The organism is Pseudomonas sp. GW821-FHT09D08 (assembly GCF_059416305.1).
Window position 1 is genome coordinate 76240 of record NZ_JBWKOX010000005.1, and the last position, 26892, is coordinate 103131.

General features: G+C 60.7%; 27 protein-coding genes and 1 tRNA gene. 23 read left to right on the forward strand and 5 right to left on the reverse strand.

The window, feature by feature from the left end:
• Window positions 1-24: 24 nt before the first annotated feature.
• On the reverse strand, window positions 25-696 hold the full coding sequence (locus AC07OP_RS11820; RefSeq protein ID WP_115488832.1) for a Bax inhibitor-1/YccA family protein: 672 nt from the start codon (window positions 694-696) through the stop codon (window positions 25-27).
• Between the two features lie 152 nt (window positions 697-848).
• Between AC07OP_RS11820 and AC07OP_RS11825 the strand changes: the two genes are divergently transcribed.
• The 9 genes from AC07OP_RS11825 (at window position 849) to AC07OP_RS11865 (ending at window position 6330) form a co-directional block, all read left to right on the forward strand.
• Window positions 849-939 (forward strand) — tRNA-Ser (locus AC07OP_RS11825).
• A gap of 102 nt (window positions 940-1041) precedes the next feature.
• Window positions 1042-1239 carry a hypothetical protein gene (locus AC07OP_RS11830; RefSeq protein ID WP_495109909.1) on the forward strand — a complete coding sequence of 66 codons (198 nt, stop codon included), beginning with the start codon at window positions 1042-1044 and terminating at the stop codon, window positions 1237-1239.
• Window positions 1236-1799 (forward strand): YuaE family lipoprotein, encoded by a 564-nt coding sequence (locus AC07OP_RS11835; RefSeq protein ID WP_495102839.1) that lies wholly within the window; start codon window positions 1236-1238, stop codon window positions 1797-1799. Before AC07OP_RS11830 ends, AC07OP_RS11835 begins: the two co-directional genes overlap by 4 nt.
• Window positions 1800-2141: 342 nt before the next feature.
• Window positions 2142-3038, forward strand: coding sequence for a hypothetical protein (locus AC07OP_RS11840; RefSeq protein WP_495102840.1), 897 nt, complete (start codon window positions 2142-2144; stop codon window positions 3036-3038).
• Window positions 3039-3068: 30 nt separating this feature from the next.
• Complete coding sequence (locus tag AC07OP_RS11845; protein ID WP_495102841.1) at window positions 3069-3353, forward strand: hypothetical protein; 285 nt, start codon at window positions 3069-3071, stop codon at window positions 3351-3353.
• Between the two features lie 101 nt (window positions 3354-3454).
• A complete protein-coding gene (locus AC07OP_RS11850; protein ID WP_495102842.1) occupies window positions 3455-4087 on the forward strand; it encodes a hypothetical protein in 633 nt (210 codons plus the stop codon).
• Window positions 4088-4588: 501 nt separating this feature from the next.
• Window positions 4589-5338: a hypothetical protein gene (locus AC07OP_RS11855; RefSeq protein WP_115488836.1), complete on the forward strand. Its 750-nt coding sequence runs from the start codon at window positions 4589-4591 to the stop codon at window positions 5336-5338.
• A gap of 79 nt (window positions 5339-5417) precedes the next feature.
• The gene (locus AC07OP_RS11860) at window positions 5418-5894 is read left to right on the forward strand and encodes a GAF domain-containing protein (protein ID WP_495102850.1); all 477 of its coding nucleotides are present in this window, start codon (window positions 5418-5420) and stop codon (window positions 5892-5894) included.
• Between the two features lie 166 nt (window positions 5895-6060).
• Window positions 6061-6330, forward strand: coding sequence for a hypothetical protein (locus tag AC07OP_RS11865; RefSeq protein WP_065941792.1), 270 nt, complete (start codon window positions 6061-6063; stop codon window positions 6328-6330).
• Window positions 6331-6583: 253 nt separating this feature from the next.
• Here the strand turns inward: AC07OP_RS11865 and AC07OP_RS11870 are convergent, their stop codons facing one another.
• From AC07OP_RS11870 to AC07OP_RS11880, 3 genes are all read right to left on the reverse strand, one after another.
• Window positions 6584-7090, reverse strand: a complete 507-nt coding sequence (locus tag AC07OP_RS11870; protein WP_495102843.1) for a hypothetical protein — start codon at window positions 7088-7090, stop codon at window positions 6584-6586.
• A 64-nt stretch (window positions 7091-7154) separates the two neighbouring features.
• The gene (locus AC07OP_RS11875) at window positions 7155-7781 is read right to left on the reverse strand and encodes a helix-turn-helix domain-containing protein (RefSeq protein ID WP_495102844.1); all 627 of its coding nucleotides are present in this window, start codon (window positions 7779-7781) and stop codon (window positions 7155-7157) included.
• 4 nt (window positions 7782-7785) lie between these two features.
• Entirely contained in the window at window positions 7786-7944 is a 159-nt protein-coding gene (locus AC07OP_RS11880; RefSeq protein ID WP_495102845.1) for a hypothetical protein, read from the reverse strand.
• Window positions 7945-8184: 240 nt separating this feature from the next.
• Between AC07OP_RS11880 and AC07OP_RS11885 the strand changes: the two genes are divergently transcribed.
• The 3 genes from AC07OP_RS11885 to AC07OP_RS11895 all read left to right on the forward strand — a co-directional run bounded on the left by AC07OP_RS11885 (window position 8185) and on the right by AC07OP_RS11895 (window position 11895).
• Window positions 8185-10302 carry a TonB-dependent receptor family protein gene (locus tag AC07OP_RS11885; RefSeq protein WP_495102846.1) on the forward strand — a complete coding sequence of 706 codons (2118 nt, stop codon included), beginning with the start codon at window positions 8185-8187 and terminating at the stop codon, window positions 10300-10302.
• A gap of 121 nt (window positions 10303-10423) precedes the next feature.
• Window positions 10424-10966: a sigma-70 family RNA polymerase sigma factor gene (locus AC07OP_RS11890; protein WP_027607302.1), complete on the forward strand. Its 543-nt coding sequence runs from the start codon at window positions 10424-10426 to the stop codon at window positions 10964-10966.
• Window positions 10963-11895 carry a FecR family protein gene (locus AC07OP_RS11895; protein ID WP_495102847.1) on the forward strand — a complete coding sequence of 311 codons (933 nt, stop codon included), beginning with the start codon at window positions 10963-10965 and terminating at the stop codon, window positions 11893-11895. The genes AC07OP_RS11890 and AC07OP_RS11895 overlap by 4 nt, the downstream gene beginning before the upstream one ends.
• Here the strand turns inward: AC07OP_RS11895 and AC07OP_RS11900 are convergent.
• Window positions 11892-13709 carry a sigma-54-dependent Fis family transcriptional regulator gene (locus tag AC07OP_RS11900; protein ID WP_495102848.1) on the reverse strand — a complete coding sequence of 606 codons (1818 nt, stop codon included), beginning with the start codon at window positions 13707-13709 and terminating at the stop codon, window positions 11892-11894. The genes AC07OP_RS11895 and AC07OP_RS11900 overlap by 4 nt on opposite strands.
• 263 nt (window positions 13710-13972) lie before the next feature.
• On the opposite strand from AC07OP_RS11900, the gene AC07OP_RS11905 reads away from it, so the two are divergent.
• The 11 genes from AC07OP_RS11905 (at window position 13973) to AC07OP_RS11955 (ending at window position 26891) form a co-directional block, all read left to right on the forward strand.
• Window positions 13973-15067, forward strand: coding sequence for an ABC transporter ATP-binding protein (locus tag AC07OP_RS11905; RefSeq protein ID WP_027607299.1), 1095 nt, complete (start codon window positions 13973-13975; stop codon window positions 15065-15067).
• Complete coding sequence (locus AC07OP_RS11910; RefSeq protein ID WP_495102849.1) at window positions 15067-16164, forward strand: ABC transporter ATP-binding protein; 1098 nt, start codon at window positions 15067-15069, stop codon at window positions 16162-16164. The genes AC07OP_RS11905 and AC07OP_RS11910 overlap by 1 nt, the downstream gene beginning before the upstream one ends.
• Complete coding sequence (locus tag AC07OP_RS11915) at window positions 16161-17027, forward strand: carbohydrate ABC transporter permease (RefSeq protein ID WP_025858174.1); 867 nt, start codon at window positions 16161-16163, stop codon at window positions 17025-17027. Before AC07OP_RS11910 ends, AC07OP_RS11915 begins: the two co-directional genes overlap by 4 nt.
• A gap of 10 nt (window positions 17028-17037) precedes the next feature.
• A complete protein-coding gene (locus AC07OP_RS11920; protein WP_003174634.1) occupies window positions 17038-17838 on the forward strand; it encodes a carbohydrate ABC transporter permease in 801 nt (266 codons plus the stop codon).
• A 10-nt stretch (window positions 17839-17848) separates the two neighbouring features.
• A complete protein-coding gene (locus tag AC07OP_RS11925) occupies window positions 17849-18121 on the forward strand; it encodes a DUF2160 domain-containing protein (RefSeq protein ID WP_027607297.1) in 273 nt (90 codons plus the stop codon).
• A 162-nt stretch (window positions 18122-18283) separates the two neighbouring features.
• Entirely contained in the window at window positions 18284-20026 is a 1743-nt protein-coding gene (locus AC07OP_RS11930) for an ABC transporter substrate-binding protein (RefSeq protein WP_027607296.1), read from the forward strand.
• Window positions 20027-21349: 1323 nt separating this feature from the next.
• Window positions 21350-22018 carry a haloacid dehalogenase type II gene (locus AC07OP_RS11935; RefSeq protein WP_065940281.1) on the forward strand — a complete coding sequence of 223 codons (669 nt, stop codon included), beginning with the start codon at window positions 21350-21352 and terminating at the stop codon, window positions 22016-22018.
• 23 nt (window positions 22019-22041) lie between these two features.
• Window positions 22042-23316 carry an NAD(P)/FAD-dependent oxidoreductase gene (locus AC07OP_RS11940; RefSeq protein WP_495101804.1) on the forward strand — a complete coding sequence of 425 codons (1275 nt, stop codon included), beginning with the start codon at window positions 22042-22044 and terminating at the stop codon, window positions 23314-23316.
• 95 nt (window positions 23317-23411) lie between these two features.
• The gene (locus AC07OP_RS11945) at window positions 23412-25049 is read left to right on the forward strand and encodes an ABC transporter substrate-binding protein (protein WP_495101803.1); all 1638 of its coding nucleotides are present in this window, start codon (window positions 23412-23414) and stop codon (window positions 25047-25049) included.
• A gap of 13 nt (window positions 25050-25062) precedes the next feature.
• Window positions 25063-26019: an ABC transporter permease gene (locus AC07OP_RS11950; protein WP_495101802.1), complete on the forward strand. Its 957-nt coding sequence runs from the start codon at window positions 25063-25065 to the stop codon at window positions 26017-26019.
• Window positions 26016-26891, forward strand: coding sequence for an ABC transporter permease (locus AC07OP_RS11955; RefSeq protein WP_027607459.1), 876 nt, complete (start codon window positions 26016-26018; stop codon window positions 26889-26891). The genes AC07OP_RS11950 and AC07OP_RS11955 overlap by 4 nt, the downstream gene beginning before the upstream one ends.
• Window position 26892 lies beyond the last annotated feature (1 nt).

Here is a 26892-nt window from a genome sequence, read left to right on the forward strand (position 1 = left end):
GGCATTTTTTATGCAGCGAGTAAATCAGTCGTCGCGGCTCATGATGCCGAAGATCTGCAACAGGCTGATAAACAGGTTGTAGATCGACACATACAGGCTGACGGTCGCCATGATGTAGTTGCGCTCACCGCCGTGGATGATGGCGCTGGTCTGGAACAGGATGCACACGGAGGAGAACAGCACAAAACCCGCGCTGATCGCCAGTTGCAGGCCGCTGATCTGGAAGAACATGCCCGCCACCACCGCCGCCAGCAACACGAAGAAGCCTGCGGTGATGAAACCACCCAGGAAGCTCATGTCCTTGCGGGTGATCAGCACGTAGGCCGACAGACCACCGAACACCAGGGCGGTCATGGCAAACGCCGAGCTGACCACTTCCGCACCGCCGGCCATGCCGAGGTAACGGTTGAGGATCGGGCCGAGGATAAAGCCCATGAAGCCGGTCAAGGCAAACGCCGACACCAGGCCCCAGGCCGAGTCACGCAGCTTGTTGGTCAGGAAGAACAGGCCATAGAAACCGATCAGTACGACAAAGATATTCGGGTAGCCGACGTGCATCTGCTGGGCCACGAACGCCATTAAGCCGCTGAATGCGAGGGTAAGGGCGAGCAGTCCATAGGTGTTGCGCAACACGCGGCTGACTTCAAGCTGCTCAGCCTGCGCGTTACCATTCACTGCGTAATTCTGTTCGCGCATGGCGACACTCCTTCGGTTTTGAAACGTTCAGTCGCAAAGATCATAACAGACGCTCTGTAACAAGCGATGGCGAGAGTTTGACAGTGTGTTTCATTCGGGTATTATGGCGCCCGCTGAGACAGGATGGGCTATCCTAATCCTGTGATGCACAAGGGAAATTGGCAGAGTGGTTGAATGCACCGGTCTTGAAAACCGGCGAACGTTAATAGCGTTCCCAGGGTTCGAATCCCTGGTTTCCCGCCAAGATTCAAACGAAAGCCCCGCGATTGCGGGGCTTTTGTGTTTCTGGGGTTTGGCGATCTTCTGCTTACTGTGCCCTGTAGCAGACTCGTGCAGCTAATACTGATGATTGCCGATGCAGCCCGGGACCTGAATCAAGCAACTGAAGCCACTTCCACTGGCTCATTAAATTCGTGGTTTTTCCAGCCAGCTTTTGCTCGTCATCTTTTTATTTTTTTACTACTATCGTTCATCTGCGCACTCAAGGAAGAGAGGCTGAGCGCCTTGAGGCTGGTAGAAAAATTACACTCGATGATTGAATGAGTTACTACTTTTACCCAGAACCTAACGACTCAGCCATCCGTAATTACCTCTTGGTGGAACCGATGGATAAAATGTGTGGCATCGTTGTAGTGGTAGGGCTTGCCCTCTCTGGATGCGCTACGAAAACTCCCGAAAAACCTGATGTGACTCCACCTCCTGCCGTCGTCCAGGAAGCACCGCCTGAAGTCGCACCTTCGACCCCAGAAAAGTGGACTGTGCGATATGAGGCTGCACCTGCGAACGCCAGTGTTGACGCCCCGAAAGCAGCTTCTCCGGAGGCGGCTCAGTCAGAATCAGAAACAAACTTGAACCAAAATCGCGCTGAGCAATGCCGTAAAGAATTGGATGTTTTAAAGGTCTACAACAAAGCGTCTTACGATAAATACGAGGCGCAATACCAGGCCATTGCTGCCAAGACTGCCAAATACATGGAAATTAAAGACTCATTGGGTCCCGATTTAAACTACATGGTTATGCCGGCTTATCAATTTCAAATTCGTGAGTTCTGCTTCCGAGTTAAGACCCGTCTGTCGGAGCTTGTGCTTCGCCAAGCCCGATAATGATTCCGCGTCCGGGGACGTCTTTTGCCCGCTAGGGAAACGCTGAAAAAGACTTCCATCTCGGGTGAAACAAGCGCTGCATTGTCCGAAAGATGACGAGGGTCCCAGGCGTGGTTTCCCGCCAGGACTTAAACGAAAGCCCCGCCTTAGCGGGGCTTTCGTGTTTCCGGCCCCAATGTCGCGAACGTTGTGAACCCGTTGGCATTAACCCATATGCGCAGGGAACGATGTTAATGGGCCATGTTCCAACCTGCCGTGCCAAGCCTGCCCAGTGGGGGCACGGCTCAATCGGCTCCGCGTAAACCGCGGCGCGCGCTACCCCATTACAAGGACGCAAGCGTTATGCAGTCATCCCCCTCCCAAGCGCCTTCCGCCACCGGCGAACTGATCGCCAGTTTCCGTCACGGCAAGGGTTTTCTGATTTTCAGTGTGATATTTGGCGTTGTGTTGTTAGGTCTCGCCGGGTTTGTGTTGTATCTGGGCACGATCCTGCCACCGGGCAATGAAGGGCCGGTCAGCCTCCAGACGTCCCGTGGCATGGCCTTCAACTTCAGCAGCCCCCATACCTTGATTTACGCCACCAGCGCTTTGCTGGCGGTTCTCGGGCTGGGTGTATTTGCCGCTTACGCCTGGCACAGGAAACTGCGTGCGCCGCTTTACGACGTGTATGAACATGGTATCGAGCGCATCATCAACGATCAGCGCGAATACACCGCCTTTGCCGAGATTGATGACCTGTATCTGTTTGGCTCCGGGCAAACCGTGCTGACCGGCATGATCACCAACCTGGCCTACCGTCGTAATGCCAGCGAGCCGTTTCATCGAGTGATCGAGAGCCTCAAGGGCTTTCACGATTTCCAGCAGTTGGTCCGTGAGCTGCACGTACGTGCACGTCTGCCGGGGGTGCTGGCGACGCTGGAGGCGGGTGGGGCGGTCAGGTTCAATTGCATCAGCTCCGGGCAGGTCTGGGGCAAGCGCGTCAGCGGCAACTTCCTCAAAGTCACCACGACGCCGATTGTGGTGAGCCAGGATCTCCTCGAATACCAAGGGTGCAAGGTGCCGATGTCGTCGCTGCGTACCGTCGACCTCAACGCCTGGACCGAAAAGGTGGTGATCAAGGACGAGAGCGGCAAACCCGTGTTGTCGACCATCGCCACCGGCATTCTGAGCCACGACCTGTTCCTCAACACACTCGATGCCGTGTTTGCGGCTGAAGAGCAAGCACGCGAGCCGGCTTGAGCCAATCGTGTCATTCATGAGGATTAAACGATGATCTATCGCGGCGCAGGCTGGCTGACACTGTTCACGCCGGTGGCCATGGTGTTGTTGCTGATGGGGGTGTGGCCCGACCCCAGTGTCAAACCCGGCAATACCTCACTGATGCAACTGTTGATGGGGGTGGGGATTGGCTCGGCCATCAACACCGTGCTGGGCTTTGTCCTGAATCGGCAGGTGCATGAAGATGGCGTGCACCATCACTTCTTTTTCATGCCCATGCAGTGGCCGGCGCTGGCGATCATGATTGTCTGCGCGGTGATTGCCCTGCTCAAGTAAGGCTGCCCGTAGGCGGGCGTCCAACTAACGGTTTGAGGGGAATGCGAAGGTTCCTGGCTTTTCGCCCATTATTGAACGCTGCAACCCCTGGAGCCTGCTGGATGAACCGTCAAGACCCACCTCACCGCGTCGCCACGCTTCCTGGAGCGCCAAGCACTGGAAACCCTGTCGCGCACCCACCCACCTGGTATTACGGCCCTGATCTACCGAGCGTTGGCGGCAGTGGTCGGGGGATCCTGGGGTTCTACATTGCGCTACTGATGCTGTTGCCGGGCTACGGGCTGGTGATGTTGCTCCTGGCTGGGCTCGGAGCGCTGCAGGGCGCGCCGGCCAGCGCTGAATCGAGTTTTACGACGTCGACGCTCATCCTGTTCATGCTCGGTACCGCATTGCTCATCGGTGCGATGTTTGCCTGGATGGCCTCTACGCCTCATGTGGAGGCCTTTACGTTCGATGAAAACCAGCAACTGCTTAGCCTCACGGTTATCCGTCGTGGCCGCGGGCCCTACGAAGTGCGCGTGCCATTCAGCAACATCATTTACGTCTGCCCCTATGTCCTCGCCCGGTTTGATCGCTATGGGCATTTCCACCTCGTGGGTCAGGGACCCAAGGACAAGGTTTTCGAATATCAGTTGGGTGAGGGTATCTCTCTGGACGAAATGGCGTTCCACGCTGAATGGTTGCGGGGAATGATAGGGGCGCGGATGCACGAGCTGGTGAATCTGGATAAATGAAACATTCGCGTTAATACCAGACGCGTAGTGTCGGGCCGTCCGCGCTTGAAACCCGCGCGAACGCTACTGCGGCAGCAATGGCATTTAAGTTGATGGGCCCAAATACAGGGCGAAAACTGCCCCAGCCACACTCGCAGCTGATCTTAAAGGCAGTGACCCATGGCTCAGCAGAAAAGCTGAGCCACCGATAGCAGGCAAATCACCTGGACAAAAATCTGAGCTCGAATGGGATGTTTCATCTGTGCGACCCTCCTGTACAGCTGCGGGGGAGAAGTGCCGTACGCGATGTAGATCCTCCCTGGATCGCCAACAACACTCGCAACTGTTCCATTGAGTATAGGCCCTGAAACGAATCTTTCACGATTGGGCCGATTCAGCGCCCGGCATGCTCTGCTTACAACTATCTGCCCAGCCCATCGCACTTTTTTTCATTTCTCCAATCTATCTTTGTCCCAGCCCTGCCGATTTCCCGCGCGGGCAAAAGAACCAGATCGGGTGCCGATGGCTCGCACGTTACTTTTATTCAAGACTCGACAAGTGCGTCGGCCACTGTGGCTGGCCGTGGTGTTAATGCTCTGCGCCAGTGGCTGTACCCAGCAGCAGGGACGCGACATCGCCAAGCAGTTCAGTAACGGCAAACCCGATGAATTCTTCCAGACCAGTGTCGATCGCATGGCAACCCTGGGCATGCGCGACAACTTGCAAAGCCTGTATTTGCTCATGAACAAGCTCTACCTGCGCAACCCCAACCAGTGGCGCCAGTCGGGTTATCCGGATGCGGTGAGCGCTGCGCGGGAGATCCGCCTGGCCATTGAGCAGCGCCGCTCGTTGCCCGCACTCGGGGAGCGTCGCGACCTGGCGGCGCTGAGTTACTCCTTGAGCCCCGAGTTTCAGGGCGATCGGGTCGGGGCGTTTATCTATGCCATCGGCAGCATGATCGTGACCGCCCACGGTGGGCGTACCGAGTTCTACATTACCGACTCGATCAACCCGCAGTTCGTCAGCAACGCCGCGCGCAATATCGAGAAGGCCACCTGGCTGCTCAGCAAGCGCCAGGATGCAAATGGCGTCCTGCTCCTGTTTTCCAACGAGATCTCGGAGGAGGGCAGCAACCTGAGTTTCGCCGTCGAGTTCGGCAAGATTGTTGCGCGCCTTGACCTGTTGACCCAGATGCTCGACGAGCGCTACCGCCGTATTGGGCTTAACTATGCACAAAGCCTGTTGCTGATGAATTTCCTGCCCGTGCAGTAATGCATTTCGTCGGCAGTGAGTTAAGCCGTACCACCGATGGCCGATGCAATGATGACGCCTGTGACTTGAGGAGAGTGTTATCAAACATCTAACGGTTGAAGAGTTGGACGCCATTACGGAGATTGAAACCACGTCCAACATTTTGCGACTCACCACGCGTTTGACTGGAATGCGGTTTTCCGCCATTTCCAAGATGACCGAGAGTCACTGGGTGGCCTGTGCCGTGCACGATGAGTTGCATTTCGGGCTGGAGGTGGGCGACGAGTTGCGGGTCGAAGCCACCCTATGCAACCAGGCACGCGCCAATCGCAAGTCGATCATCATCGAGCACGCCAGCAAGGATCCGGTGTTCTGGGAGCATCCGTTGCCCAGGGCCCATGGGTTTGAGAGTTATATCTCGTTGCCCATTGTGTTTTCGGATGGCACCGTCTTCGGCACTTTGTGCGCCCTGGATGTGTTGCCCAAGCAGCTTGAGAACCCACAGATGTTCGAAATCCTGAGCATATTTACGCGGCTTATCGGCACCACCTTGGAGTTGCAACGCAGCCGGGCATGAGCCGAGCTTATTTTGCCGGCGGCAAGCCTTTTAAGCGTTGAATGTGGCCTTGGGGAGTGCTGTTTCTCTTTCTGCTGTAGGAATTTGCCTATCTTGCATCCCGATGCTTGAAACACCTGTCTGTGCACAATAGCCTCGGATTTTTCTGAAAAAACGAGGCCCTACCTTGGGTAAGCGAAAAACGGCTTGGCCGACGGACCGCGAAATACGCCTGCGCTTTATCCTCTTCGCTGTGATCGACGCTGCCAGCGTTCAGGGCGTTCCCTCCGAGTTGTTGCTGCCCGCGCATAAACTGCTGCGAGACTCGCCGACAGAAGCGCAGTTGCTCGCCGCTCTGGATGAAATTCTTGCCGCTGATGAAATGCATGGGTTCAGGTTGCCACCGGGGTCGGAGGCCGATGAATTGATGCAGTCGCTGGAGAAGCCCGACGGCTAGGGGCATCCGTTAGACCGTTTATTTCCTTAAGGTTGGACGAGATTCCTCAATCGAATATCCATGACGTCCATTCACGCCAGGGAACGGATGCAAGTAACGCAATAGCGTCCGATTCATTGTCATCGCACCTGTTGCAGCTGTCTTGTTCGACCAAGCGTCCCCGGGAGCATCCATTCCTGCTGCTCTGCCGGCGTCTTGCGCAGCCCTCCGGCCTCTCTAGAATCGGCGCCAGAACCTAGCCATTTCCTGTCGATTACGGAGTTTCGAACATGATGAATGCAATGCAGATGCCGATGAACACCTCCATGCCAATGATGCCGATGATGGGCATGCCGATGATGATGGCAACCATGAAATGCGAAATGGCCGCTGACGCCATGATGTGCACCCTGAAGCCGGCAGCCGGCATGGACATGGCCCAGTTCAAGATCAATGCCGAAATGATGGCGATGATGATGAACTGCGGCATGCCAATGATGATGCAGTGCGCCAACCTGTCGATGATGTGCATGTCGGCTGACGCCATGGCCATGATGACCGGCATGAACATGATGCCGATGATGGGCATGCCCATGCCGATGATGAAGTGCGTCATGGAATGCACCATGATGGCCGACGGCATGATGTGCAAAATGATGCCGATGCCGGGCATGAGCATGGACATAATGAACAACTGCTGCATGCTCATGAACAAAATGATGAACGACTGCGCCATGCCCATGATGATGAGCTGCAACGGCATGCCGATGATGTGCTGCACCTGCTGACAGGTCCCGCGCGATGAAAAAACGCCCCGATAAGTCGGGGCGTTTTTTTTGCCGTGATTAATCCAGCCGCTCGGGGTAGGTGATCACCAGGAACGCCACGGCTTCGCTGTCCGCCGGGTTGCGGTAGCGGTGGGGCTGGTCGGCGTAGAACAGGATTGAATCGCCGGTGGACAGCAGGTAGCGCTCGTCATTGACGCTGACTTCCAGCACGCCTTGGGCCACCACCAGGTTTTCCTGGATGCCCGGGCCGTGGCCCTGGGACACTTCCTCGCCGAGTGCCCGCAGGCGAATCTCGTAGAATTCGGACTGGCGTGCCGTATCGTAGGGAAACAATGCGCGGCTGATAAACGCGCCATCGGCACTCACCAGGCGCTTGCTCTGCTGCGCCGGCAACACTTCCACCCCTTCGAACGCGCGATCTTCCAGGAACGCCGCCACCGACACCTTCAAGCCCTTGGCAATTTTGCACAACACCTTGATCGACGGCACGCTGCGCCCGGATTCGATCTGCGCCAGCATTGCCCGGCTCACGCCGCAGGCGCGTGCCAGGGCGTCCAGTGACAAGTGCCGTTTGCTGCGCAGGCGTTGCAGGTTATGCGCCACGCACAAGCTGATCACATCGTCATCGGTGCTGGGCTTGGGCAGCGGTTCGGGCGGTTCGGGAATCACATGCAGGAAATTCATAGGCCTACGCCCGGCGTGTATCGCTGGGCGTTGCGGCGTGGGTGGTAAACACCGCCAACCCTGCGCGCGCCGCGTACATCGCCCACATCAACTCGGCCGCTGCACGTGCCTGGCGGCGTTTGCGGTGGAGGGTAAAGTTGATGACGGTGGCGGATGCAGGCATGGGAGGCGATCTCGTAGGTGACTCGATGGCTCCACAGTAATGGGTACTGGTTATTTCTTTAAATACTGAGTTTGCATGTATTAATTCGATTTTGGACTTAAAAAATAAATCCGGTCCGACGCTGTTGTGGGAAGGGTCTGGTCCGTTATCAAGGCGTGACTTGGCGGGCATCGTTGTCTTCCCATCACTGTTCGCGTGACGGCCCAGCCTTTCACGCCCCCGAATTCCAAGGATCCGCCCATGCTGCTGCGCCCACCTCCGTTCCTGTTCGCCGCCCTGACCTTTAGCTCGCTGGTGCATGCCGAAGACCTGCAATTGGCACCGGTCGAAGTCACCACGCCCGAGGCCGGCGCCGGCGAAGTGGCCCAGGCGCAGCTCAAGAGCGTGCCCGGCGCCACCAATTACATCGACATGAGCAGCGTGCAGCAGGGGCGGGTGAGCACCAACGAAGACGTGTTCAAGTATCAGCCGGGTGTGTATGCCAAGGCGGCGAATAACGAAGGGGTGAAGCTGTCCATTCGCGGTTCGGGCCTGAACCGCAGCCCAGGCGCCCATGCTTCAGGGCTGTACGAAATGTTCGATGGCTTGCCGCTGACCGGCCCCGGCGGCACCCCTTATGAACTCAAGGACCCGCTGTGGCAAAGCCGCGTCGAGGTATTGCGCGGCGCCAACGGTTTTGATCAAGGCGCGTTGGCCCTGGGCGGCGCGGTCAACTACGTGACCCATACCGGCTACGATGCGCCCAAGCTGCAAGTGCGCTACGAAGCCGGCAGCCGTGGCTATGCCCAGCGCGAGATCAGTTCGGGCCAGGTGCTGGGGGATGCCGACTACTACATCAGCCTCACCGACTCGGAATCCGACGGCTACCAGCGCCAGAGCGCCGCCACCGGCAAGGGCATGGCCGCCAACTTCGGCTACCGCTTCAACCCGGACCTGGAAACCCGTTTCTATTTCCGCTACCGCGAAACCACCAACGACACCCCCGGCAAACTCACCCGCGCCCAGATCAGCCACGACCCGCGCGCCGCCAACAGTCTCAACGCTGCCCGCGATTCCAAGCGCCTGCAACCAGGCTCCACCTGGATCGCCAACAAGACCACCTTGCAGTTGGACGACAATTCGCGCCTGGAAGTCGGGCTGGCCTATCACGATTACCCGATGGACCTGCGCGAAGGCACCAACCGTCTCAAGGTGGCCTACACCGATATCAGCAGCACCCTGAATTACATCCGCCAGGACACGCTGTTCGGCCACGACAGCAAAACCACCCTCGGCCTGCGCACCACCCAGGCGATGCCCAACAACGGCACATCGGAATACGTGCGCACGCCAGCTGGCAACACCGCAACCTACGCCCCCGGCACCAAGACCCGCGACTATAGCTACCTGGGCTCCGACACCGTGCTGCATATCGGCAACGACCTGGAACTGGTCCAGGACCTGTGGCTGACCACCGGCCTGGCCGCGATCTACACCCGCCGTGAGACCCAGGTCACCTATCCCGAAGGCCAAGCGCCGCTCAGCCAGCATGACTGGGACTACGCGCCGCGCATCGGCCTGCGCTATGACTTCACCCCGCAATTGCAGGTGTACGGCAACTTGAGCCGCTCGGTCGAGCCGCCGCATGCGTGGTCGATGATCTGGGGTTCCAACAAGTACTTTCCAGCGGGCAGCGGCCCGGCCACTGGATTACAGCGCGAAGGCGTCAGCCTGAAAAACCAGACTGCCACCACCCTGGAAATCGGTGGCCGTGGCGAAGCATGGCTCGGCCAGTGGGACCTGGCGCTGTACCGCTCCGAAGTGCGCCATGAACTGCTCACCGTGGAAACCCAGGCCCAGACCTCGACCAGCAATGCCATCGTCGCCGAATCCAACGCCAGCCCCACCGTGCACCAGGGCGTGGAACTGGGCCTGCTCAGCCCGCTGTGGGACGGTGGCCGCAGCGGTAAGCTCGACCTGCGCCAAGCCTATACCTTCAGCGACTTCCACTACCGCGACGACGACCGTTTCGGCGGCAACCGCTTGCCGGGCATCCCCCAGCACTACTATCAGGCGCAACTGCGCTATAGCCACCCGACGGGTTTTTACACCGGCCTCAATACCGAGTATTCCTCACGGGTGGCGGTGGACTACGCCAATTCCTATTACGCCGCGTCCTACACCCTTCTGGGCGCGACCTTCGGCTACGACGCACCCAAGCAGGACTGGCAAGCCTGGGTCGACCTGCGCAACCTCACCAACCGTCGCTACGCCAACACCGTCACGCCGGGCTACGACGACAAGGGCCTGGATGTCGCACGCTCAACCCCGGCCGACGGCCGCGGAATCTACACCGGTGTCTCATGGAGCTGGCGCTAAGCCGCAGCTATCCAGCCCCCTGTGGCGAGCGGGCTGCGACGGGGAGGGCCTTGCTCCTACACCGTTTTACTGGCATTGTTTGCGCAATTGGTAACTCTTCCCATTTGAGACTCTTTTGCGCATGCATGACATTCCGGCCGCGCTGGGCGATTCAGTGCGTCAGCAGACCCTTACGGCGATGTACCGCGAGCACCACGGCTGGTTGCAGGGCTGGCTGCGCAGAAAACTGGGATGTTCCCAGCACGCCGCCGACCTGGCCCACGATGCCTTCATCCGTGTGCTGATGCTGGCCGAGCCGCAAAATATCCAGGAGCCCCGGGCATTCCTGGCCACCACCGCAGGGCGTTTGCTGATCGATGGCGCCCGGCGTCGACGCATTGAAAAAGCCTACATGGAAGCCCTGGTGATCCAGAGTGAGGACGCCGGCATGCCCGATCCGGCCGCGATCCATGTGGCCCTGCAAGCCCTGGAACGCATCGCCGAAATGCTTGCCGGCTTGCCCGCCAAGGCTCGCGAAGCCTTCCTGTTGAGTCGCCTCGACGGGCTGACCTACAGCGAAATCGCCACGCGCCTGGAGGTGTCCGCCAGCACTGTCAAAAACTACATCTCCAGCGCCCTGGTGCACTGTTACCACAGCCTGCACGCGGCAGACCCGCTGGCATGAGTTCCGAACAGATCATCCAGCAAGCGGCGAATTGGCTGACCCGCCTGCACGACGAAGAGGTCAGCGACGCCGAGCGTCAGGCCTTCAACGCCTGGTGCCAGGCCGACCCTCGCCACGCCGTCGCCATCGAGCGCATGCGCGCGCTGTGGGGCAGCCTCGACACCTTGCCTGCACAACCCGCACGCGTGGCCCTGAACCGCGCATTTGCCCCGCGTCGCGCGCGCGGTGCCCAGGCGATGGGCGTGCTCGGCGTATTACTCTGCGGCTGGCTGGGCCTTACGCACCTGCCGGTGTGGATGGCCGACCAGCGCACCGGCGTGGGCGAGCGGCGCCAGATCGCCCTTGAAGACGGCAGCCAGTTGCAACTCAACAGCAACTCGGCGGTGGACGTGAAATTCGACGGTCACCAACGGGTGATCGAACTGCTGCAAGGCGAACTCTGGGTCGACGTGGCCAAGGATGCGCAACGGCCCTTCGTGGTGCGTACCGACCAAGGCACGGCGACGGCACTGGGCACGCGTTATTTGGTCAAGCGCGCGCCAGACGGCACGACGGTGGTGACGGTGATCGAGTCCATCGTGGCGGTCAAAGGGGACAGCAGCGAAGGGGTCAAGGTCACCGCCGGCCAGCGTTCGATCCTCGACCATGGTCGCGCCCAACCGCCCCAGGCCACCGACGACACCGACCCGGACGCCTGGACCCGTGGCCTGCTCAAGGTCAACGACCAACCCCTGAGCGAAGTGCTGCAAACCCTGGCCAGCTACCGCCACGGCCTACTGCGCTTCGACCCCCAGGCCTTGCAGAACCTGCGGGTGACTGGGGTGTTCAAGCTGGATGACACGGCGGCGGCGCTGTCGACCCTGGCGGATAACCTGCCGATCCAGGTGGAGTACTTCACCGACCTGCTGGTGGTGGTCAAGCCGCGCTAGCGTTCGTTCTGGCGCAGGCGCTTGTACAGGGTGTTGCGGCTCACGCCCAGCTCCCGCGCCAGGTGGGAAATATTCCCGCCGGCGGCCTTCAAGCGCTGGGTCAGGTCGATGCTGGCATCCAGGTGTTCACTGGCGGGCAGTGGCGCCGTCAGGTTCAAATCGACAAAAAAATCGTCCGGCAGATGCTCCGGACGGATCGGCTGTTCCTCGGCCATCGCCAGCGCCACCTGCAGCACGCTGCTCACCTGGCGCAGGTTGCCGGGCCACGGGTGCTGTTCGAACAGTGCCAGCACCTCGGCGCTGAGCCCGGCCCATTGGCTTGGCTCCCGGTGTTGCTGCCACAGCTGCTGGAACAGCGCCCGCTTGTCGCTGCGCTCGCGTAACGGCGGCAATTCAAGGGTCAGGCCGCCGATGCGGTAGTACAAGTCCTCGCGAAAGCGCCCGGCCTGGACCTGCTCGCGCAAGGCTCGGTTAGTGGCCGAGATGATGCGCAAATCCACCGGGAACAACTCGCTGCTGCCCACCGGCTGCACACAACGCTCCTGCAATACCCGCAGCAGGCGCGCTTGCGTCGGCAGCGGCATATCGCCGATTTCATCGAGGAACAGCGTGCCCTTGTCGGCCTTGCGGATCAGGCCGATGCTGCCTTTCTGGTTGGCGCCGGTGAACGCGCCTTTTTCGTAGCCGAACAGTTCCGATTCCACCAGCTCGGCGGGAATCGCCGCACAGTTCACCGCGATAAACGCCTGCTGGCTGCGGGAACTGGCCTGGTGCAGGGCCTTGACGAAGACTTCCTTGCCCACCCCGGTTTCCCCGTGGATCAGCAGCGGGATGTCCTTCTCCAGCAGGCGCTCGGCCTGGCGCACGGCTTTTTCCACGCGCACATCACCAAAGTGCAAGGTCTTCAGGCCAATCGCGGCGGGCTTTGGCGCAACGGGCTCGCTGAACACGCGGGCCTGCACCGGCATCTGCTTCGGCCGCTTCAGCAGGCACTGGAAGCGATTGCGTCCCGCTGCCTGCAACGAAAAGGGCAGGCCCTCCGGTTGATTGAGCAACTCCAGCAACGACACCTTGAACAAACTGTCGATCATCACCCGCGACAGACTGATGCCCAGCAGGTTGTCGGCCCGGCGGTTGGCCGAGAGCACCTGGCCGCTCTCATCGAAGATCAGCAGGCCCGCCCATTGGCTGTCGAGGTTGCTCAGGCCGGTGTTGAAGGTCAGCTGGAAGTGTTCGCCGCGAAACAGGTTGAGGATCAGCCGGTTTTCCACGGTCTGGCTCATCATCTTGACCATGCCCAGGGTGTGGGAGGGCGGCAGGTAGCTGTCACTGGAGACATCCAGCACCGCGATGATTTCGCGCCGGGCATCGAAGATCGGCGCTGCCGAGCCGGTCATGAAACGGTTGGCCTTGAGGAAGTGTTCGTCATGTTCGATATGCACCGCCTGGGCACAGGCCAGTGCGGTGCCGATGGCATTGGTGCCGCTGGAACGCTCCATCCAACTGGCGCCGGCGCTGAACCCCCGGGCCAGCTTGGGCTCGATAAAGCGCTGGGTGCCCCAACTGGTCAATACCTGGCCCTGGTTGTCGGCCAGCATGATCAGGCAGTTGGAATTGCTCAGGATGTTTTCGTAGTAGGGCAGGACTTCCTGGTGCGTGGTCTGCACCAGGGAATGCTGGCTTTCCAGCAATTGGCTGATGCCCTCGGCGGGCAGTTGATCGAAGCTGGGCGTGCTCTGGTGGTCCAGGCCGAAGGCGCGGCAACGGCGCCAGGATTCCTGGATAAGGGTGTCGTGAGCCAGGGGTTCGGCCATGGGGCGACCTTCTTTTTATTGTTTTGGGGTCTTGCACAATCAACGGATGCAACGAAGTCAATCGGGTTCAAAGAGTGTTGTTCATAACTGTTCATTGTCAACCCCCGGATTGTTCAGTTGTTCAGCCAGACCTGTTCATTTCTGTTCGCTCCTGAACATCACGTTCAACCCATTTCCTTGCGGATCAAGCACCTGCCGTTTTTGGCATGAAACTCGCTCTGACGACTGGCCAGATTCATTCCAATAATAAAAAAGGTCGTGTCATGTCATTGACCCTGGAACATGTCTCCCGCGTCGTCGAAGGCCAAACCTGGATCGACGACGCCAACCTGCGCTTCGAAGCCGGCTCCTTCAACGTCCTGCTGGGCCGCACCCTGTCCGGCAAGACCAGCCTGATGCGCCTGATGGCGGGCCTGGACAAGCCCGACAGCGGGCGCATCCTGATGAACGGCGTGGATGTCACCCACAAACCAGTGCGCCTGCGCAACGTGTCGATGGTGTATCAGCAGTTCATCAACTACCCGACCATGACCGTGTTCGAAAACATCGCCTCGCCGTTGCGCCAGGCCGGTGTGTCTAACGAGCTGATCCAGAGCAAGGTGCTGGAAACCGCGCGGATGCTGCGCATCGAGAAATTCCTGCAACGTCACCCGCTGGAGTTGTCCGGGGGCCAGCAGCAACGCACGGCCATGGCCCGCGCGTTGGTGAAAGATGCCGAACTGATCCTGTTCGACGAGCCGCTGGTGAACCTGGACTACAAACTGCGCGAAGAGCTGCGTCAGGAAATGCGCGAGCTGTTCAAGGCGCGGCACACCATTGCCATCTACGCCACCACCGAGCCCAACGAGGCCCTGGCCCTGGGTGGCACCACCACCATTCTTCACGAAGGCCGGGTGATCCAGAGCGGCAAGGCTGCCGAGGTGTATCACCAGCCCCAGACCGTGTTGGCCGCCGAGCTGTTTTCCGAGCCGCCGATCAACCTGATGCCGGGGCGTATCAGCGGTAACGAGGTGAGCTTCGCCAATTTCGTGCACTTCCCGCTGAACGTCGACCTGCGCCCCATCGGCGAAGGCGAATTCCGCTTTGGTGTGCGCCCCAGCCATATCAGCCTGGTGCCGAGTAACGACGACGACCTCGAACTGGCGGTGACCGTGGAAGTCGCCGAGATCAGCGGCTCGGAAACCTTCCTGCATGTGCGCAGCGAGCACTTCCTGCTGGTGCTGCACCTGCCGGGGGTACATGAGTACGACGTCGACGCGCCGATTCGTGTGTACATCCCCACCCATAAACTGTTTGTGTTCGATGGCCAGGGCCGTTTGGTCCAGGCCCCCGGGCGCCGCGTCGCGAGGGTTGCCTGATGGCCGAGATCCATTTGCAGAACCTGGCGCACAGCTACAGTCCCACGCCGAGCGGCCCTGAGGACTACGCTATCCGGGCAATGAATCACGTGTGGGAGCAGGGCGGTGCCTACGCCTTGCTCGGGCCGTCGGGCTGCGGCAAGTCGACGTTGCTCAACATCATCTCCGGCCTGCTCAGCCCGTCCGAAGGGCAGGTGCTGTTCGATAGCAAAGTGGTCAATGACCTCACCCCGGAAAAACGCAACATCGCCCAGGTGTTCCAGTTCCCGGTGGTGTACGACACCATGACCGTGTTCGATAACCTGGCCTTTCCCCTGCGAAACCAGGGCATGGCCGAGGCGAAAATTCACAGCAAGGTGCAGGAAATCGCCGAAGTCCTCGACCTGCAAAACCTGCTGAGCAAAAAAGCCCGCAACCTCACCGCCGACGAAAAACAGAAAGTCTCCATGGGCCGTGGCCTGGTGCGTGACGATGTGTCGGCCATTCTCTTTGACGAACCGCTGACGGTGATCGACCCGCACCTCAAGTGGAAGCTGCGGCGCAAGCTCAAGCAGATCCACGAGCAGTTCAATATCACCATGGTCTACGTCACCCATGACCAGCTTGAGGCCTCGACCTTCGCCGACAAGATCGCGGTGATGTACGGCGGGCAGATCGTGCAGTTCGGCACGCCCCGTGAGTTGTTCGAGCGGCCCAGCCACACCTTTGTCGGCTATTTCATCGGTAGCCCTGGGATGAATCTGATCGAAGTGCACGCCGAGGCCGGTGGTGTGCGCTTTGCCAGCACGCTTCTGCCGTTGTCCGAGGCCTTGCAGCAACGCATTGCCGGCAGCGACTACAAGACGCTGCAGGTGGGGATCCGCCCGGAATTCATTCACGTGTGGGACGAGTACAACCCTGACGCCCTGCAAGCCGATGTCACTCACCTCGAAGACCTCGGCACCTACAAGATCATGACCCTCAACCTTGACGGCGCCACCCTCAAGGTGCGCCTGGCCGAAGACAAACCGGTGCCCGAGGGCAGGGCGTCCATCAGCTTTCCCGCGCAGTGGCTGATGGTGTATGCCGACGACTACCTGCTGGAGGTGCAGCCATGAACAAGGTGCAGAACAACAAGGCCTGGTGGCTGGTGTTACCGGTGTTCCTGCTGGTGGCATTCAGTGCGGTGATCCCGATGATGACGGTGGTCAACTATTCGGTGCAGGACATCTTCGACCAGTCCAGCCGCTACTTTGTCGGCGCCGACTGGTACAAGCAGGTGCTGCTCGACCCGCGCCTGCATGACTCGCTGCTGCGCCAGTTCATCTATTCGGCCTGCGTGCTGCTGATCGAAATTCCCCTGGGCATCGCCATCGCCCTGACCATGCCGACCAAGGGCCGCTGGTCGTCGCTGGTGCTGATCATCCTCGCCATTCCGCTGCTGATTCCGTGGAACGTGGTGGGCACCATCTGGCAGATCTTCGGCCGCGCCGATATCGGCCTCTTGGGCTACAGCCTCAACGCCCTGGGCATCAGCTACAACTACGCGGCCAACACCATGGACGCCTGGGTCACCGTGCTGGTGATGGACGTGTGGCACTGGACCTCACTGGTGGCGCTGCTGTGCTACTCCGGGTTGCGGGCGATCCCGGATGTGTACTACCAGGCCGCACGTATCGATCGGGCTTCGGCGTGGGCGGTGTTCCGGCATATCCAGTTGCCGAAGATGAAAAGCGTGCTGCTGATCGCGGTGATGCTGCGCTTCATGGACAGCTTCATGATCTACACCGAGCCCTTCGTCCTCACGGGCGGCGGGCCGGGTAATGCCACGACGTTCCTCAGTCAGACGCTGACCCAGATGGCCGTAGGCCAATTCGACCTGGGCCCGGCGGCGGCGTTTTCCCTGGTGTACTTCCTGATCATCCTGTTGGTGTCCTGGCTGTTTTACACCGCCATGACCCACTCCGACGCCAACCGCTGAGGCCGCCAACATGAGCAAGCGCAAGGTTATTCCGCTGCTGATCTACATCCTGTTCCTGCTGGTGCCGATCTACTGGCTGCTGAACATGTCCTTCAAGAGCAACACCGAAATCCTCGGCGGGCTGACCCTGTTTCCGCAGGATTTCACCCTGGCCAACTACAAGGTGATCTTCACCGACCCGAGCTGGTACACCGGTTACCTCAACTCACTGTACTACGTGAGCCTGAACACGGTGATTTCCTTGAGCGTGGCGTTGCCGGCAGCCTATGCCTTCTCGCGCTACCGCTTCCTGGGCGACAAGCACCTGTTCTTCTGGCTGCTGACCAACCGCATGGCGCCACCGGCGGTGTTCCTGCTGCCGTTTTTCCAGCTGTATTCGTCCATCGGCCTGTTCGACACGCACATCGCCGTGGCCCTGGCCCACTGCCTGTTCAACGTACCGCTGGCGGTGTGGATCCTGGAGGGCTTCATGTCCGGGGTGCCGAAGGAAATCGACGAAACCGCCTACATCGACGGCTATAGTTTTCCCAAGTTCTTCGTGAAGATTTTTATCCCGCTGATCGGCTCCGGCATCGGTGTGACCGCGTTTTTCTGCTTCATGTTTTCCTGGGTCGAGCTGCTGCTGGCGCGCACCCTGACCTCGGTCAACGCCAAGCCCATCGCCGCGGTGATGACCCGTACGGTGTCGGCCTCGGGTATCGATTGGGGCGTGCTGGCAGCGGCGGGGGTGTTGACCATCCTGCCCGGCATGCTGGTGATCTGGTTTGTTCGCAACCACGTGGCCAAGGGCTTTGCCCTGGGCCGGGTCTGAGGAGTCGATGATGGAATGGATGGCCTGGACCACCCCCACAGCACTGTTCTTTGGCGGCATTGCCCTGATTCTGGCGGGCATGACCACCTGGGAGCTGCGCTCGCCGAGCATCCCGCGGCGCGGCGTCCTGCCGATCAGCACCACCCGTGGTGATCGCTTGTTTATCGGTCTTCTCGGCAGCGCCTACCTGCATTTGCTGGTGATCGGCGTTACCGACTGGAGCATCTGGGTAGCGTCCGCGCTCTCCCTGGTATGGCTGTTGAGTGTGATGCGTTGGGGCTAGTGCCCCGACACCTTGTAGGAGCGAGCTTGCTCGCGAAAATCGCCAACGATAACGCGGGCATTCTGGATGTACGCGGTGTCCTCGGGTTTTTCGCGAGCAAGCTCGCTCCTACAGGGGGTTGTGGCGTTTGTAGTCCTTTTTGAAATTAACCAGGAGGTCTCTATGTTGAATAAGAACAATAAGCTGCGACATAGCATTTCATTGGCCGCCGTACTGGCCCTCAGCGGTTTGAGCGCTTCGGCCTGGGCTGATGCGTATGAAGATGCGGCGAAGAAATGGATCGGCAGCGAGTTCAAGCCGTCGACCCTCACGGCCGACCAGCAGCTTGAGGAGTTGAAGTGGTTTATCAAGGCCGCCGAACCGTTCCGTGGGATGAAGATCAACGTGGTGTCGGAAACCCTCACCACCCACGAGTACGAATCCAAGGTGCTGGCCAAGGCCTTCAGCGAAATCACCGGCATCAAGCTGACCCACGACCTGCTGCAGGAAGGCGACGTGGTGGAGAAACTGCAAACCCAGATGCAGTCCGACAAGAATATCTATGACGGCTGGGTCAACGATTCCGACTTGATCGGTACGCACTTTCGCTATGGCAAGACCGAATCCATCACCGACCTGATGGCCAACGAAGGCAAGGCCTTCACCTCGCCGACCCTGGATATCAAGGACTTTATCGGCATCTCCTTCACCACCGCGCCGGACGGCAAGATCTACCAGCTGCCCGACCAGCAGTTCGCCAACCTCTACTGGTTCCGCGCCGACTGGTTCGAGCGGCCGGAGCTGAAAGCCAAGTTCAAGGAAAAATACGGCTATGACCTCGGCGTGCCGGTGAACTGGTCGGCCTATGAAGATATCGCCAAATTCTTCAGCGAAGACGTCAAGGAAATCGATGGCAAGCGCATCTATGGGCACATGGACTACGGCAAGAAAGACCCGTCCCTGGGCTGGCGCTTCACTGATGCCTGGTTCTCCATGGCCGGCGGCGGCGACAAGGGCCTGCCCAACGGCTTGCCGGTGGACGAGTGGGGCATCCGCGTGGAGGACTGCCACCCGGTGGGCTCCAGCGTCACGCGTGGCGGCGACACCAACGGCCCGGCGGCGGTGTTCGCCACGCAGAAATACGTGGACTGGATGAAAGCCTATGCGCCACCGGAAGCGGCGGGCATGACCTTCTCCGAATCCGGCCCGGTGCCGTCCCAGGGCAACATCGCCCAGCAGATCTTCTGGTACACCGCGTTTACCGCCGACATGACCAAGCCGGGCCTGCCGGTGGTGAACGCCGACGGCACGCCGAAATGGCGCATGGCGCCGTCGCCGGTCGGACCGTATTGGGAAAAAGGCATGAAGAAGGGGTACCAGGACGTAGGTTCCTGGACCTTCCTCAAGTCCACCCCGGAGAAACAGAAACTCGCGGCCTGGCTCTACGCGCAGTTCGTCACCTCGAAAACCGTGTCCCTGAAGAAAACCATCGTCGGCCTGACGCCGATTCGTGAGTCCGACATCAACTCCCAGGCCATGACCGACATGGCGCCGAAACTCGGTGGCCTGGTGGAGTTCTACCGCAGCCCGGCGCGGGTCGAGTGGACCCCGACCGGCACCAACGTGCCGGACTACCCACGCCTGGCGCAACTGTGGTGGAGCAATATCGCCGCCGCCGCCAGCGGCGAGAAAACCCCGCAACAGGCCCTCGACAACCTGGCCAAGGAGCAGGACGCGATCATGACGCGCCTGGAGCGCTCCAAGGTGCAACCGGTGTGCGGCCCGAAAATGAACCCCGAGCGTGACGCGCAATACTGGTTCGACCAGCCGGGCGCGCCGAAACCGAAACTGGCCAACGAGAAACCGAAAGGCGAGACCGTGGCCTATGGCGATCTGCTCAAGCAGTGGGAGGCAGCGCGTAAGTAAACGTGCCGGGGCGTGAACCACAAGACGGCACCCAGGTGCCGTTTTGTTTTGGTGCAAACATGAAGGCGCAGCTCTGTGACCGATGGCGCGCGGTGGTCAGGTAATCCTGAGTATGGGTGTCTACACAATTTTCATTGGTCTGTGGCGAGGAAGCTTGCTTCCGTGGCGGCCTTCGGGCCGACCATGTATTTGGAGTTGACCGAGTACATATCCGTTGCTGCGGTCACGGCTGCCTATGGTTCCGCTCTTACAGCGGGTCACTTTTGGAAAGACCCAAAAGTAACCAAAAGGTCTTCGCCCCACCACTCGGCACCTCGCCTAGGCTCGGTGTGCCCTCACTCCGGCTTTGGAGCGTGGGCCGCCGTCATGGGCCATCCCTGGCCCAGGACGGCTAACCCGGCGTCCTGCCGGGTTACCCACGCTCCAAAGCCTACGTTCGGCCAGCGTGTTTAACGGGGCGATTTGAAATCAAAAGCCAAAGCGCGGCGGCCTTAGAGCCGACCGGAGTTGGGTCTGGTGTACTGGGTTAAAAATGTGGGAGGGGCGGTGCGACGATTCGACTTGCCCCCGATTGCAGTGGGTCAGTACCAAATCCATCAACTGACACTCCCTCATCGGGGCAAGCCCCCTCCCACATTTGGATCTCCACATATCAGCTAGAACTCGGTCTGCTTCTGCTCTGCTTTTGCTCTGGCTTTTGATCTTGATCCTAGGCGCCCCGTTAACCATGCTGGCCGAACGCAGGCTTGAATCCGTGGGTAACCCGGCTTGAATCCGTGGGCCGCCGTCCTGGGCCAGGGATGGCCCATGACGGCGGCCCACGGATTCAAGCCGGAGTGAGGGCATACCGAGCCTAGGCGAGGTACCGAGCGGTGGGGCAAGAGCCCTTTTGGTTACTTTTGGGGCTCTTTTCCAAAAGTGACCCGCCGTAAGGGCGGAACCCATAGCCGCCGTTACCGCAGCAACGGATATGTACTCGGTCAAACCCAACGACATGGTCGGCCCGAAGGCCGCCACGGAACCCAGCTCCCTCCCACCGTTCAACCCGCCACACTTTCTGCCGCCCCCACCCCCGTGCTTAAGCCTCTGCACCCCGAAAAGCCCCCTAAAAGCGCACAAACACTGGCCCTGCCCAAGCCTGGCGCGCACCGCAAAGTCTGCTGAGCCCGGCCACCAAAACGGTGGTTTGTATTGAGCGCAGGTCTTTTTAGACGGCATATGCTGATTTCACAGTGGTGTAATGAACCTGTGCTGCAACGAGGCCAACGCGCCGCCAGGGCAGCGAACGCTTGTCACACTCAACGAACTCCAGGACCGCACTCAATGAGCTTTCTTCGTCCCAAATTCATTACGTTCGACTGCTACGGTACGCTGACCAACTTCCATATGGGCACCATGACCCGCGAGCTGTTCGCCGATCGCATCACGCCCGAGCAGATGGACCAGTTCGTCAAGGATTTCTCGGCCTACCGCCTCGACCAGGTCATGGGCGACTGGCGCCCCTACGATGAAATCCTCAAGACCGCCCTGGCCCGTACCTGCAAACGCTGGGGTATCGACTATCGCGAGGAAGGCCAGCTGTATTACGACGCCGTGCCGACCTGGGGCCCCCATGCGGACGTGCCGGCCGGGCTGTCGAAGATTGCCGACAAGATCCCCCTGGTGATCTTCTCCAATGCCAGCGACAGCCAGATCATGTCCAACGTCGACAAGCTCGGCGCGCCGTTCCACAAGGTGTTCACCGCCGAGCAGGCCCAGGCCTACAAGCCGCGCCTGGCCGCGTTTGAATTCATGCTCGACAACCTCGGCTGCGGCCCGGAAGACATCTTGCATGTGTCGTCCAGCTTCCGTTACGACCTGATGCCGGCCCATGACATGAAGATCAAAAACAAAGCCTTCGTTGCCCGTGGCCACGAAGTGCCGGGCAACGCGTTCTACGGTTACCAGCAGATCACCGACATCGGTGGGCTGCCGGCGCTGGTCGGTCTGTAATCGCACACCTCTGAGGGCAAGACATGGGCAGCGAATCCTATTGGCTCGACACCGCACCGGCGTTTACCGGTGCCCGGCTGGGTGATTTGCCCGGCCAGGTCGATGTGGCTGTGGTCGGCGGTGGGTTCACCGGCCTGGCGGCAGCGCGGGCGTTGGCGCTCAAGGGCGCCAGCGTGGTGGTGCTCGACGCCGGGCGGGTGATCGGTGAGGCCTCGGGGCGCAACGGTGGGCAGTGCAATACCGGGGTGGCCCAGGATTACGCCGGGTTGCACGCCAGCCTCGGTGCCGCCAGGGCGCGCGCCTACTACAAGGCCTATGAAAGTGCCGTGCAGACGGTGGTGTCACTGGTCGAGCAGGAAGGGATCACCTGCGACCTGGTGCGCAACGGCAAGCTCAAGCTGGCGGCCAAGCCGATGCACTACGAAGGCCTGGCCCGCACCTGCGAGCTGATCCGCCAGGAGGTGGATGCCGAGGTCGAGCTGCTCAGTGCCGAACAGACCCGTGCTGAGGTCAATTCGGCGCAGTTTCATGGCGGCCTGCTGCAGCGCAACGGCGTGCAGATGCACGTCGGCCGCTTCGGGGTCGGCCTGGCCGAAGCGGCGGTGCGGCGCGGCGCGATGATTTACGAGCACACCCAGGTCAAGGATTGGCAGGCCCAGGCCGGCGGCTACCAGGTCAACACCGCCAAGGGTTCACTGCACGCCGGGCAAGTCCTGCTGGCAACCGGTGCCTGCCAGCATGGCGACCTGGGTTGGTACCGTCGCAGGATTGTGCCGGTGGGCAGTTTTGTCATCGCCACCGAAGTCTTGTCCCAGACGCTGATCGACCAGTTGCTGCCGCAACATCGCGCCTATGTGACCAGCCGCATGATCGGCAACTACTTTCGCCTGACCCCGGACAACCGCCTGCTGTTTGGCGGGCGTGCGCGGTTTGCCATGTCCGACAGCGTCTCCGACGCCAAGAGCGGCAAGGTACTGCAAGCGGCGATGCTGAACATGTTCCCGCAGTTGGCGCACGTGAAGATCGACTACTGCTGGGGTGGCCTGGTGGACATGACGTCCGACCGCCTGCCCCGCGCCGGCCAGCATGGCGGCGTGTTCCACTCCATGGGCTACAGCGGCCATGGCGTGCAGATGTCGGTGCACATGGGCCAGGTGATGGCCGAGGTCATGGCCGGCAATACCGCGGCCAACCCCTGGCGCGAACTGGAATGGCCGGCGATTCCCGGGCATTTCGGCAAGCCGTGGTTCCTGCCGTTCGTGGGGGCTTACTACCGCTTCCAGGACTATTTGCACTGAGTTGCCGTTGTTGCGTCACCGTCGTTTGTGTTTCCAGGACGCTCCGGACATCCGTGAGCACTCGATTCTTCCGATTATCGACAGGTAGCCTTGCTATGACTGACAACAAAAACACCCCCGAACTCATCTCCGGCCAGGACAGCCTGCGGGTGTTCGAACGTCTCAATCGTGGCATGTCGCGCCGCAACGCCCTGCAAATGCTCGGTGTGGCCGGTGTCGCCGCCGCCGGTGCGGGCAGCCTGTTCGGTGCCGCCGGCAAGCTGTTCGCCGACGAGGCCGCCGTGGCCGGCAAAGGCAAGCCAGGCGGCAGGATCCGCGTGGCCGGCATGTCCAGCTCCACCGCAGATACCCTCGACCCGGCCAAGGGCGCGCTGTCCACCGACTATGTGCGCCACTACATGTTCTACAACGGCCTGACCCGCTTCGATAAGCACCTGGTGCCGCAACTGGAACTGGCCGAGCGCATCGACAACACCGACGCCACCGTCTGGACCATTACCCTGCGCAAGGACGTGACCTTCCACAACGGCAAGGCCCTGACCGCCGCCGACGTGGTGTTCTCCCTGAATCGCCACAAAGACCCGCTGACCGGTTCCAAGGTCATGCCGCTGATGGAGCAGTTCGCCGAGATCAAGGCCAGCGGGCCGAACGAAGTGCAGATCCGCCTCAGCGCGGCCAACGCCGAATTGCCGTCGATCCTCGCGGTGTCACACCTGTTGATCGTCCCCGAGGGCACCAGCGACTTCAGTAAAGGCATCGGCACCGGACCGTTCACCGTGGGCGAGTTCAAGCCCGGCGTGCGTTCGATTGCGGTGCGCAACAAGAACTACTGGAAACCGGGCCTGCCGTACCTCGATGAGATCGAGTTCATCGCGATTGCCGACGAGCCATCGCGGGTCAATGCACTGCTGTCGGGCGACGTGCACATGATCAACGAGGTCAACCCGCGCTCCACCACGCGCATCAAGGCCAGCGCCAAGCATCGCGTGGTCGACGCACCGTCGGGCAACTACACTGACCTGATCATTCGCCAGGACCAACTGCCCGGCAAAAGCCCGGAATTCACCCAGGCCATGAAGCTGCTGCTCGACCGTGAACAGGTCAAGTCCGCGGTGTTCCGTGGCTTTGCGGTGGTGGGCAACGACCACCCGATTGCGCCGGGTTCGCGCTACTTCAACACCGACTTGCCGCAGACGGTCTACGACCCGGAAAAAGCCAGGTTCCTGCTGAAGAAAGCCGGCATGGAAAGCATCACCATGCCCGTGATGGCCTCGCCTGCCGCCACCGGCTCGGTGGACATCGCCGTGCTGTTGCAGCAGTCGGCCAAGCAGGCCGGGCTCAAGCTCGACGTGAACCGCCTGCCGAGCGACGGCTACTGGTCCAACCACTGGATGAAGCACCCGCTGAGCTTCGGCAACATCAACCCCCGGCCGAATGCCGACGTGATGTTCTCGCAGTTCTTCCAGTCCAAGGCGCCGTGGAACGAGTCCGGCTGGCAGAACGAGCAATTCGACCAGTTGCTGATGCTGGCCCGTGGCGAAACCGACGACGCCAAGCGCGCCAAAATGTATGGCGACATGCAGGTCCTGGTGCACGACCACTGCGGCATCGGCGTGCCGGTGTTCATCAGCAATATCGACGGCGTCGACCAGCGTATCAAAGGCTACGACAGCAACCCACTGGGCGGTTTCATGGGCTACATGTTTGCCGAGCAGGTGTGGTTGGACGCTTGAGGAGGGTGGTGGGATGAATAGCAATACACTGTGGTTGATCGGCCGGCGCTTCGGCGCCGGGGCCTTGACCTTGTTGATCGTGTCCATGGTCGTGTTCGCGATCACGGCGGTACTGCCGGGGGACGCGGCGCAACAATCCCTGGGCCAGTTCGCGACCCCTGAACAGGTGGCGGCCCTGCGCCTGAAACTGGGGTTGGACCAGCCCGGTGTGTTGCGGTACCTGCACTGGTTGATGAGCCTGCTCAGCGGCGACATGGGCGTATCGGTCTCCAACGCCATGCCGGTGGGTGAACTGATGGCGGGCCGGGTGCCCAACACCCTGATGCTGGCGGGCGCCACCGCGCTGGTCTCGGTGCCGGTGGCACTGGTGCTCGGCATCGGCTCGGCGATGGGCCGGGGCGGGCGCATCGACAGCTGCCTGAGCTTTATCACCCTGGCGATGGTCGCGGTGCCGGAATTCCTGGTGGCGACCCTGGCGGTGCTGATCTTTGCGGTCAACCTCGGTTGGTTGTCGGCTCTCTCGTATGCCAGCGACATCAGTTCACCGCTGCAATTTCTGCGCACCTATGCCTTGCCGGTGATGACGCTGTGCTGCGTGATCGTTGCGCAAATGGCGCGCATGACCCGCGCCGCCGTGATCGACCAGCTCGACAGTCCCTATGTGGAAATGGCCCACCTCAAGGGCGTCAGCCCGATCCGCATCGTGCTGCGCCATGCCTTGCCCAATGCGATCGGGCCGATTGCCAATGCCATTGCCCTGAGCCTGTCGTACCTGTTGGGCGGGGTGGTGATCGTCGAAACCATTTTCAACTACCCCGGCATTGCCAGTTTGATGGTCGATGCCGTGACCAACCGCGACATGGCGCTGGTGCAGGCGTGCACCATGTTGTTCTGCGCGGCGTACCTGGGCCTGGTGCTGCTCGCCGACCTGTGCGCGATCCTGTCCAATCCGAGGCTGAGAAACCAATGAACAACCTCATTGCGAAATCCAAGCCTGTCTCCTCCGCCCTGGCACTCGCCAAGGTGTCCAGCGGCCCGTCGTGGCTGGGGCTGCTGGGCGGCGTGGTGTGTGTCGCCTGGCTGCTGGTGGCGCTGCTCGGCCCGTGGCTGGCGCCCCATCCGGTGGGGGAGGTGGTGTCCGATAACATCTTCGAAGGCTTCAGCCTCGCGCATCCATTCGGCACCGATTACCTGGGCCGCGACATGCTCAGCCGGGTGCTGGTGGGCGCGCGCTTTACTGTCGGGCTGGCGCTGGTGGCGGCGTTGCTGGCCAGCACCTTCGGCACCGGCTGCGCGCTGTTGTCGGTGGTCTCGCCCAAGTGGCTGGACGAAATCATCAGCCGCATCATGGACGCCTTTATTTCGATCCCGAGCAAAATGCTCGCGCTGATCATGGTCTCGGCGTTTGGCTCATCGGTGACATTGCTGATCTGTACGGCCGTGATCAGTTATATCCCCGGCTCCTTCCGCGTCGCCCGCAGCATGGCGGTCAACATTGAAGCCCTGGAGTACGTGCAGGTCGCGCGTACCCGTGGCGAGCGCCGGCTGTACGTGGCGTGCGTGGAGATCCTGCCGAACATGCTCAACCCGGTCCTGACCGACCTGGGGCTGCGTTTCGGCTACATCGTGCTGTTGCTCAGCGGCATGAGTTTTCTTGGCCTGGGCGTGCAACCGCCGGATGCCGACCTCGGCTCGCTGGTGCGGGAAAACATCGGTGGCCTTAACCAGGGCGCGCTGGCCATCATCCTTCCGGCGCTGGCCATCGGCACGCTGACCATCGGCGTGAATCTGCTGATCGACTATCTGTCCTCGCGACGCAGTCGACGCACGGGAGGCCATTGAA

Bases quoted from the DNA above. Each gene is read 5' to 3' on its own strand.
- AC07OP_RS11940 (WP_495101804.1), top strand. From the start codon at position 22,042: ATGGGCAGCGAATCCTATTGGCTCGACACCGCACCGGCGTTTACCGGT.
- AC07OP_RS11895 (WP_495102847.1), top strand. From the start codon at position 10,963: ATGAGTTCCGAACAGATCATCCAGCAAGCGGCGAATTGGCTGACCCGC.
- AC07OP_RS11835 (WP_495102839.1), top strand. From the start codon at position 1,236: ATGAGTTACTACTTTTACCCAGAACCTAACGACTCAGCCATCCGTAAT.
- AC07OP_RS11910 (WP_495102849.1), top strand. From the start codon at position 15,067: ATGGCCGAGATCCATTTGCAGAACCTGGCGCACAGCTACAGTCCCACG.
- AC07OP_RS11845 (WP_495102841.1), top strand. From the start codon at position 3,069: ATGATCTATCGCGGCGCAGGCTGGCTGACACTGTTCACGCCGGTGGCC.
- AC07OP_RS11950 (WP_495101802.1), top strand. From the start codon at position 25,063: ATGAATAGCAATACACTGTGGTTGATCGGCCGGCGCTTCGGCGCCGGG.
- AC07OP_RS11880 (WP_495102845.1), bottom strand. From the start codon at position 7,944: ATGCCTGCATCCGCCACCGTCATCAACTTTACCCTCCACCGCAAACGC.
- AC07OP_RS11930 (WP_027607296.1), top strand. From the start codon at position 18,284: ATGTTGAATAAGAACAATAAGCTGCGACATAGCATTTCATTGGCCGCC.
- AC07OP_RS11920 (WP_003174634.1), top strand. From the start codon at position 17,038: ATGAGCAAGCGCAAGGTTATTCCGCTGCTGATCTACATCCTGTTCCTG.
- AC07OP_RS11935 (WP_065940281.1), top strand. From the start codon at position 21,350: ATGAGCTTTCTTCGTCCCAAATTCATTACGTTCGACTGCTACGGTACG.
- AC07OP_RS11925 (WP_027607297.1), top strand. From the start codon at position 17,849: ATGGAATGGATGGCCTGGACCACCCCCACAGCACTGTTCTTTGGCGGC.
- AC07OP_RS11905 (WP_027607299.1), top strand. From the start codon at position 13,973: ATGTCATTGACCCTGGAACATGTCTCCCGCGTCGTCGAAGGCCAAACC.
- AC07OP_RS11840 (WP_495102840.1), top strand. From the start codon at position 2,142: ATGCAGTCATCCCCCTCCCAAGCGCCTTCCGCCACCGGCGAACTGATC.
- AC07OP_RS11955 (WP_027607459.1), top strand. From the start codon at position 26,016: ATGAACAACCTCATTGCGAAATCCAAGCCTGTCTCCTCCGCCCTGGCA.
- AC07OP_RS11885 (WP_495102846.1), top strand. From the start codon at position 8,185: ATGCTGCTGCGCCCACCTCCGTTCCTGTTCGCCGCCCTGACCTTTAGC.
- AC07OP_RS11850 (WP_495102842.1), top strand. From the start codon at position 3,455: ATGAACCGTCAAGACCCACCTCACCGCGTCGCCACGCTTCCTGGAGCG.
- AC07OP_RS11915 (WP_025858174.1), top strand. From the start codon at position 16,161: ATGAACAAGGTGCAGAACAACAAGGCCTGGTGGCTGGTGTTACCGGTG.
- AC07OP_RS11875 (WP_495102844.1), bottom strand. From the start codon at position 7,781: ATGAATTTCCTGCATGTGATTCCCGAACCGCCCGAACCGCTGCCCAAG.
- AC07OP_RS11945 (WP_495101803.1), top strand. From the start codon at position 23,412: ATGACTGACAACAAAAACACCCCCGAACTCATCTCCGGCCAGGACAGC.
- AC07OP_RS11855 (WP_115488836.1), top strand. From the start codon at position 4,589: ATGGCTCGCACGTTACTTTTATTCAAGACTCGACAAGTGCGTCGGCCA.
- AC07OP_RS11820 (WP_115488832.1), bottom strand. From the start codon at position 696: ATGCGCGAACAGAATTACGCAGTGAATGGTAACGCGCAGGCTGAGCAG.
- AC07OP_RS11890 (WP_027607302.1), top strand. From the start codon at position 10,424: ATGCATGACATTCCGGCCGCGCTGGGCGATTCAGTGCGTCAGCAGACC.
- AC07OP_RS11830 (WP_495109909.1), top strand. From the start codon at position 1,042: ATGATTGCCGATGCAGCCCGGGACCTGAATCAAGCAACTGAAGCCACT.
- AC07OP_RS11900 (WP_495102848.1), bottom strand. From the start codon at position 13,709: ATGGCCGAACCCCTGGCTCACGACACCCTTATCCAGGAATCCTGGCGC.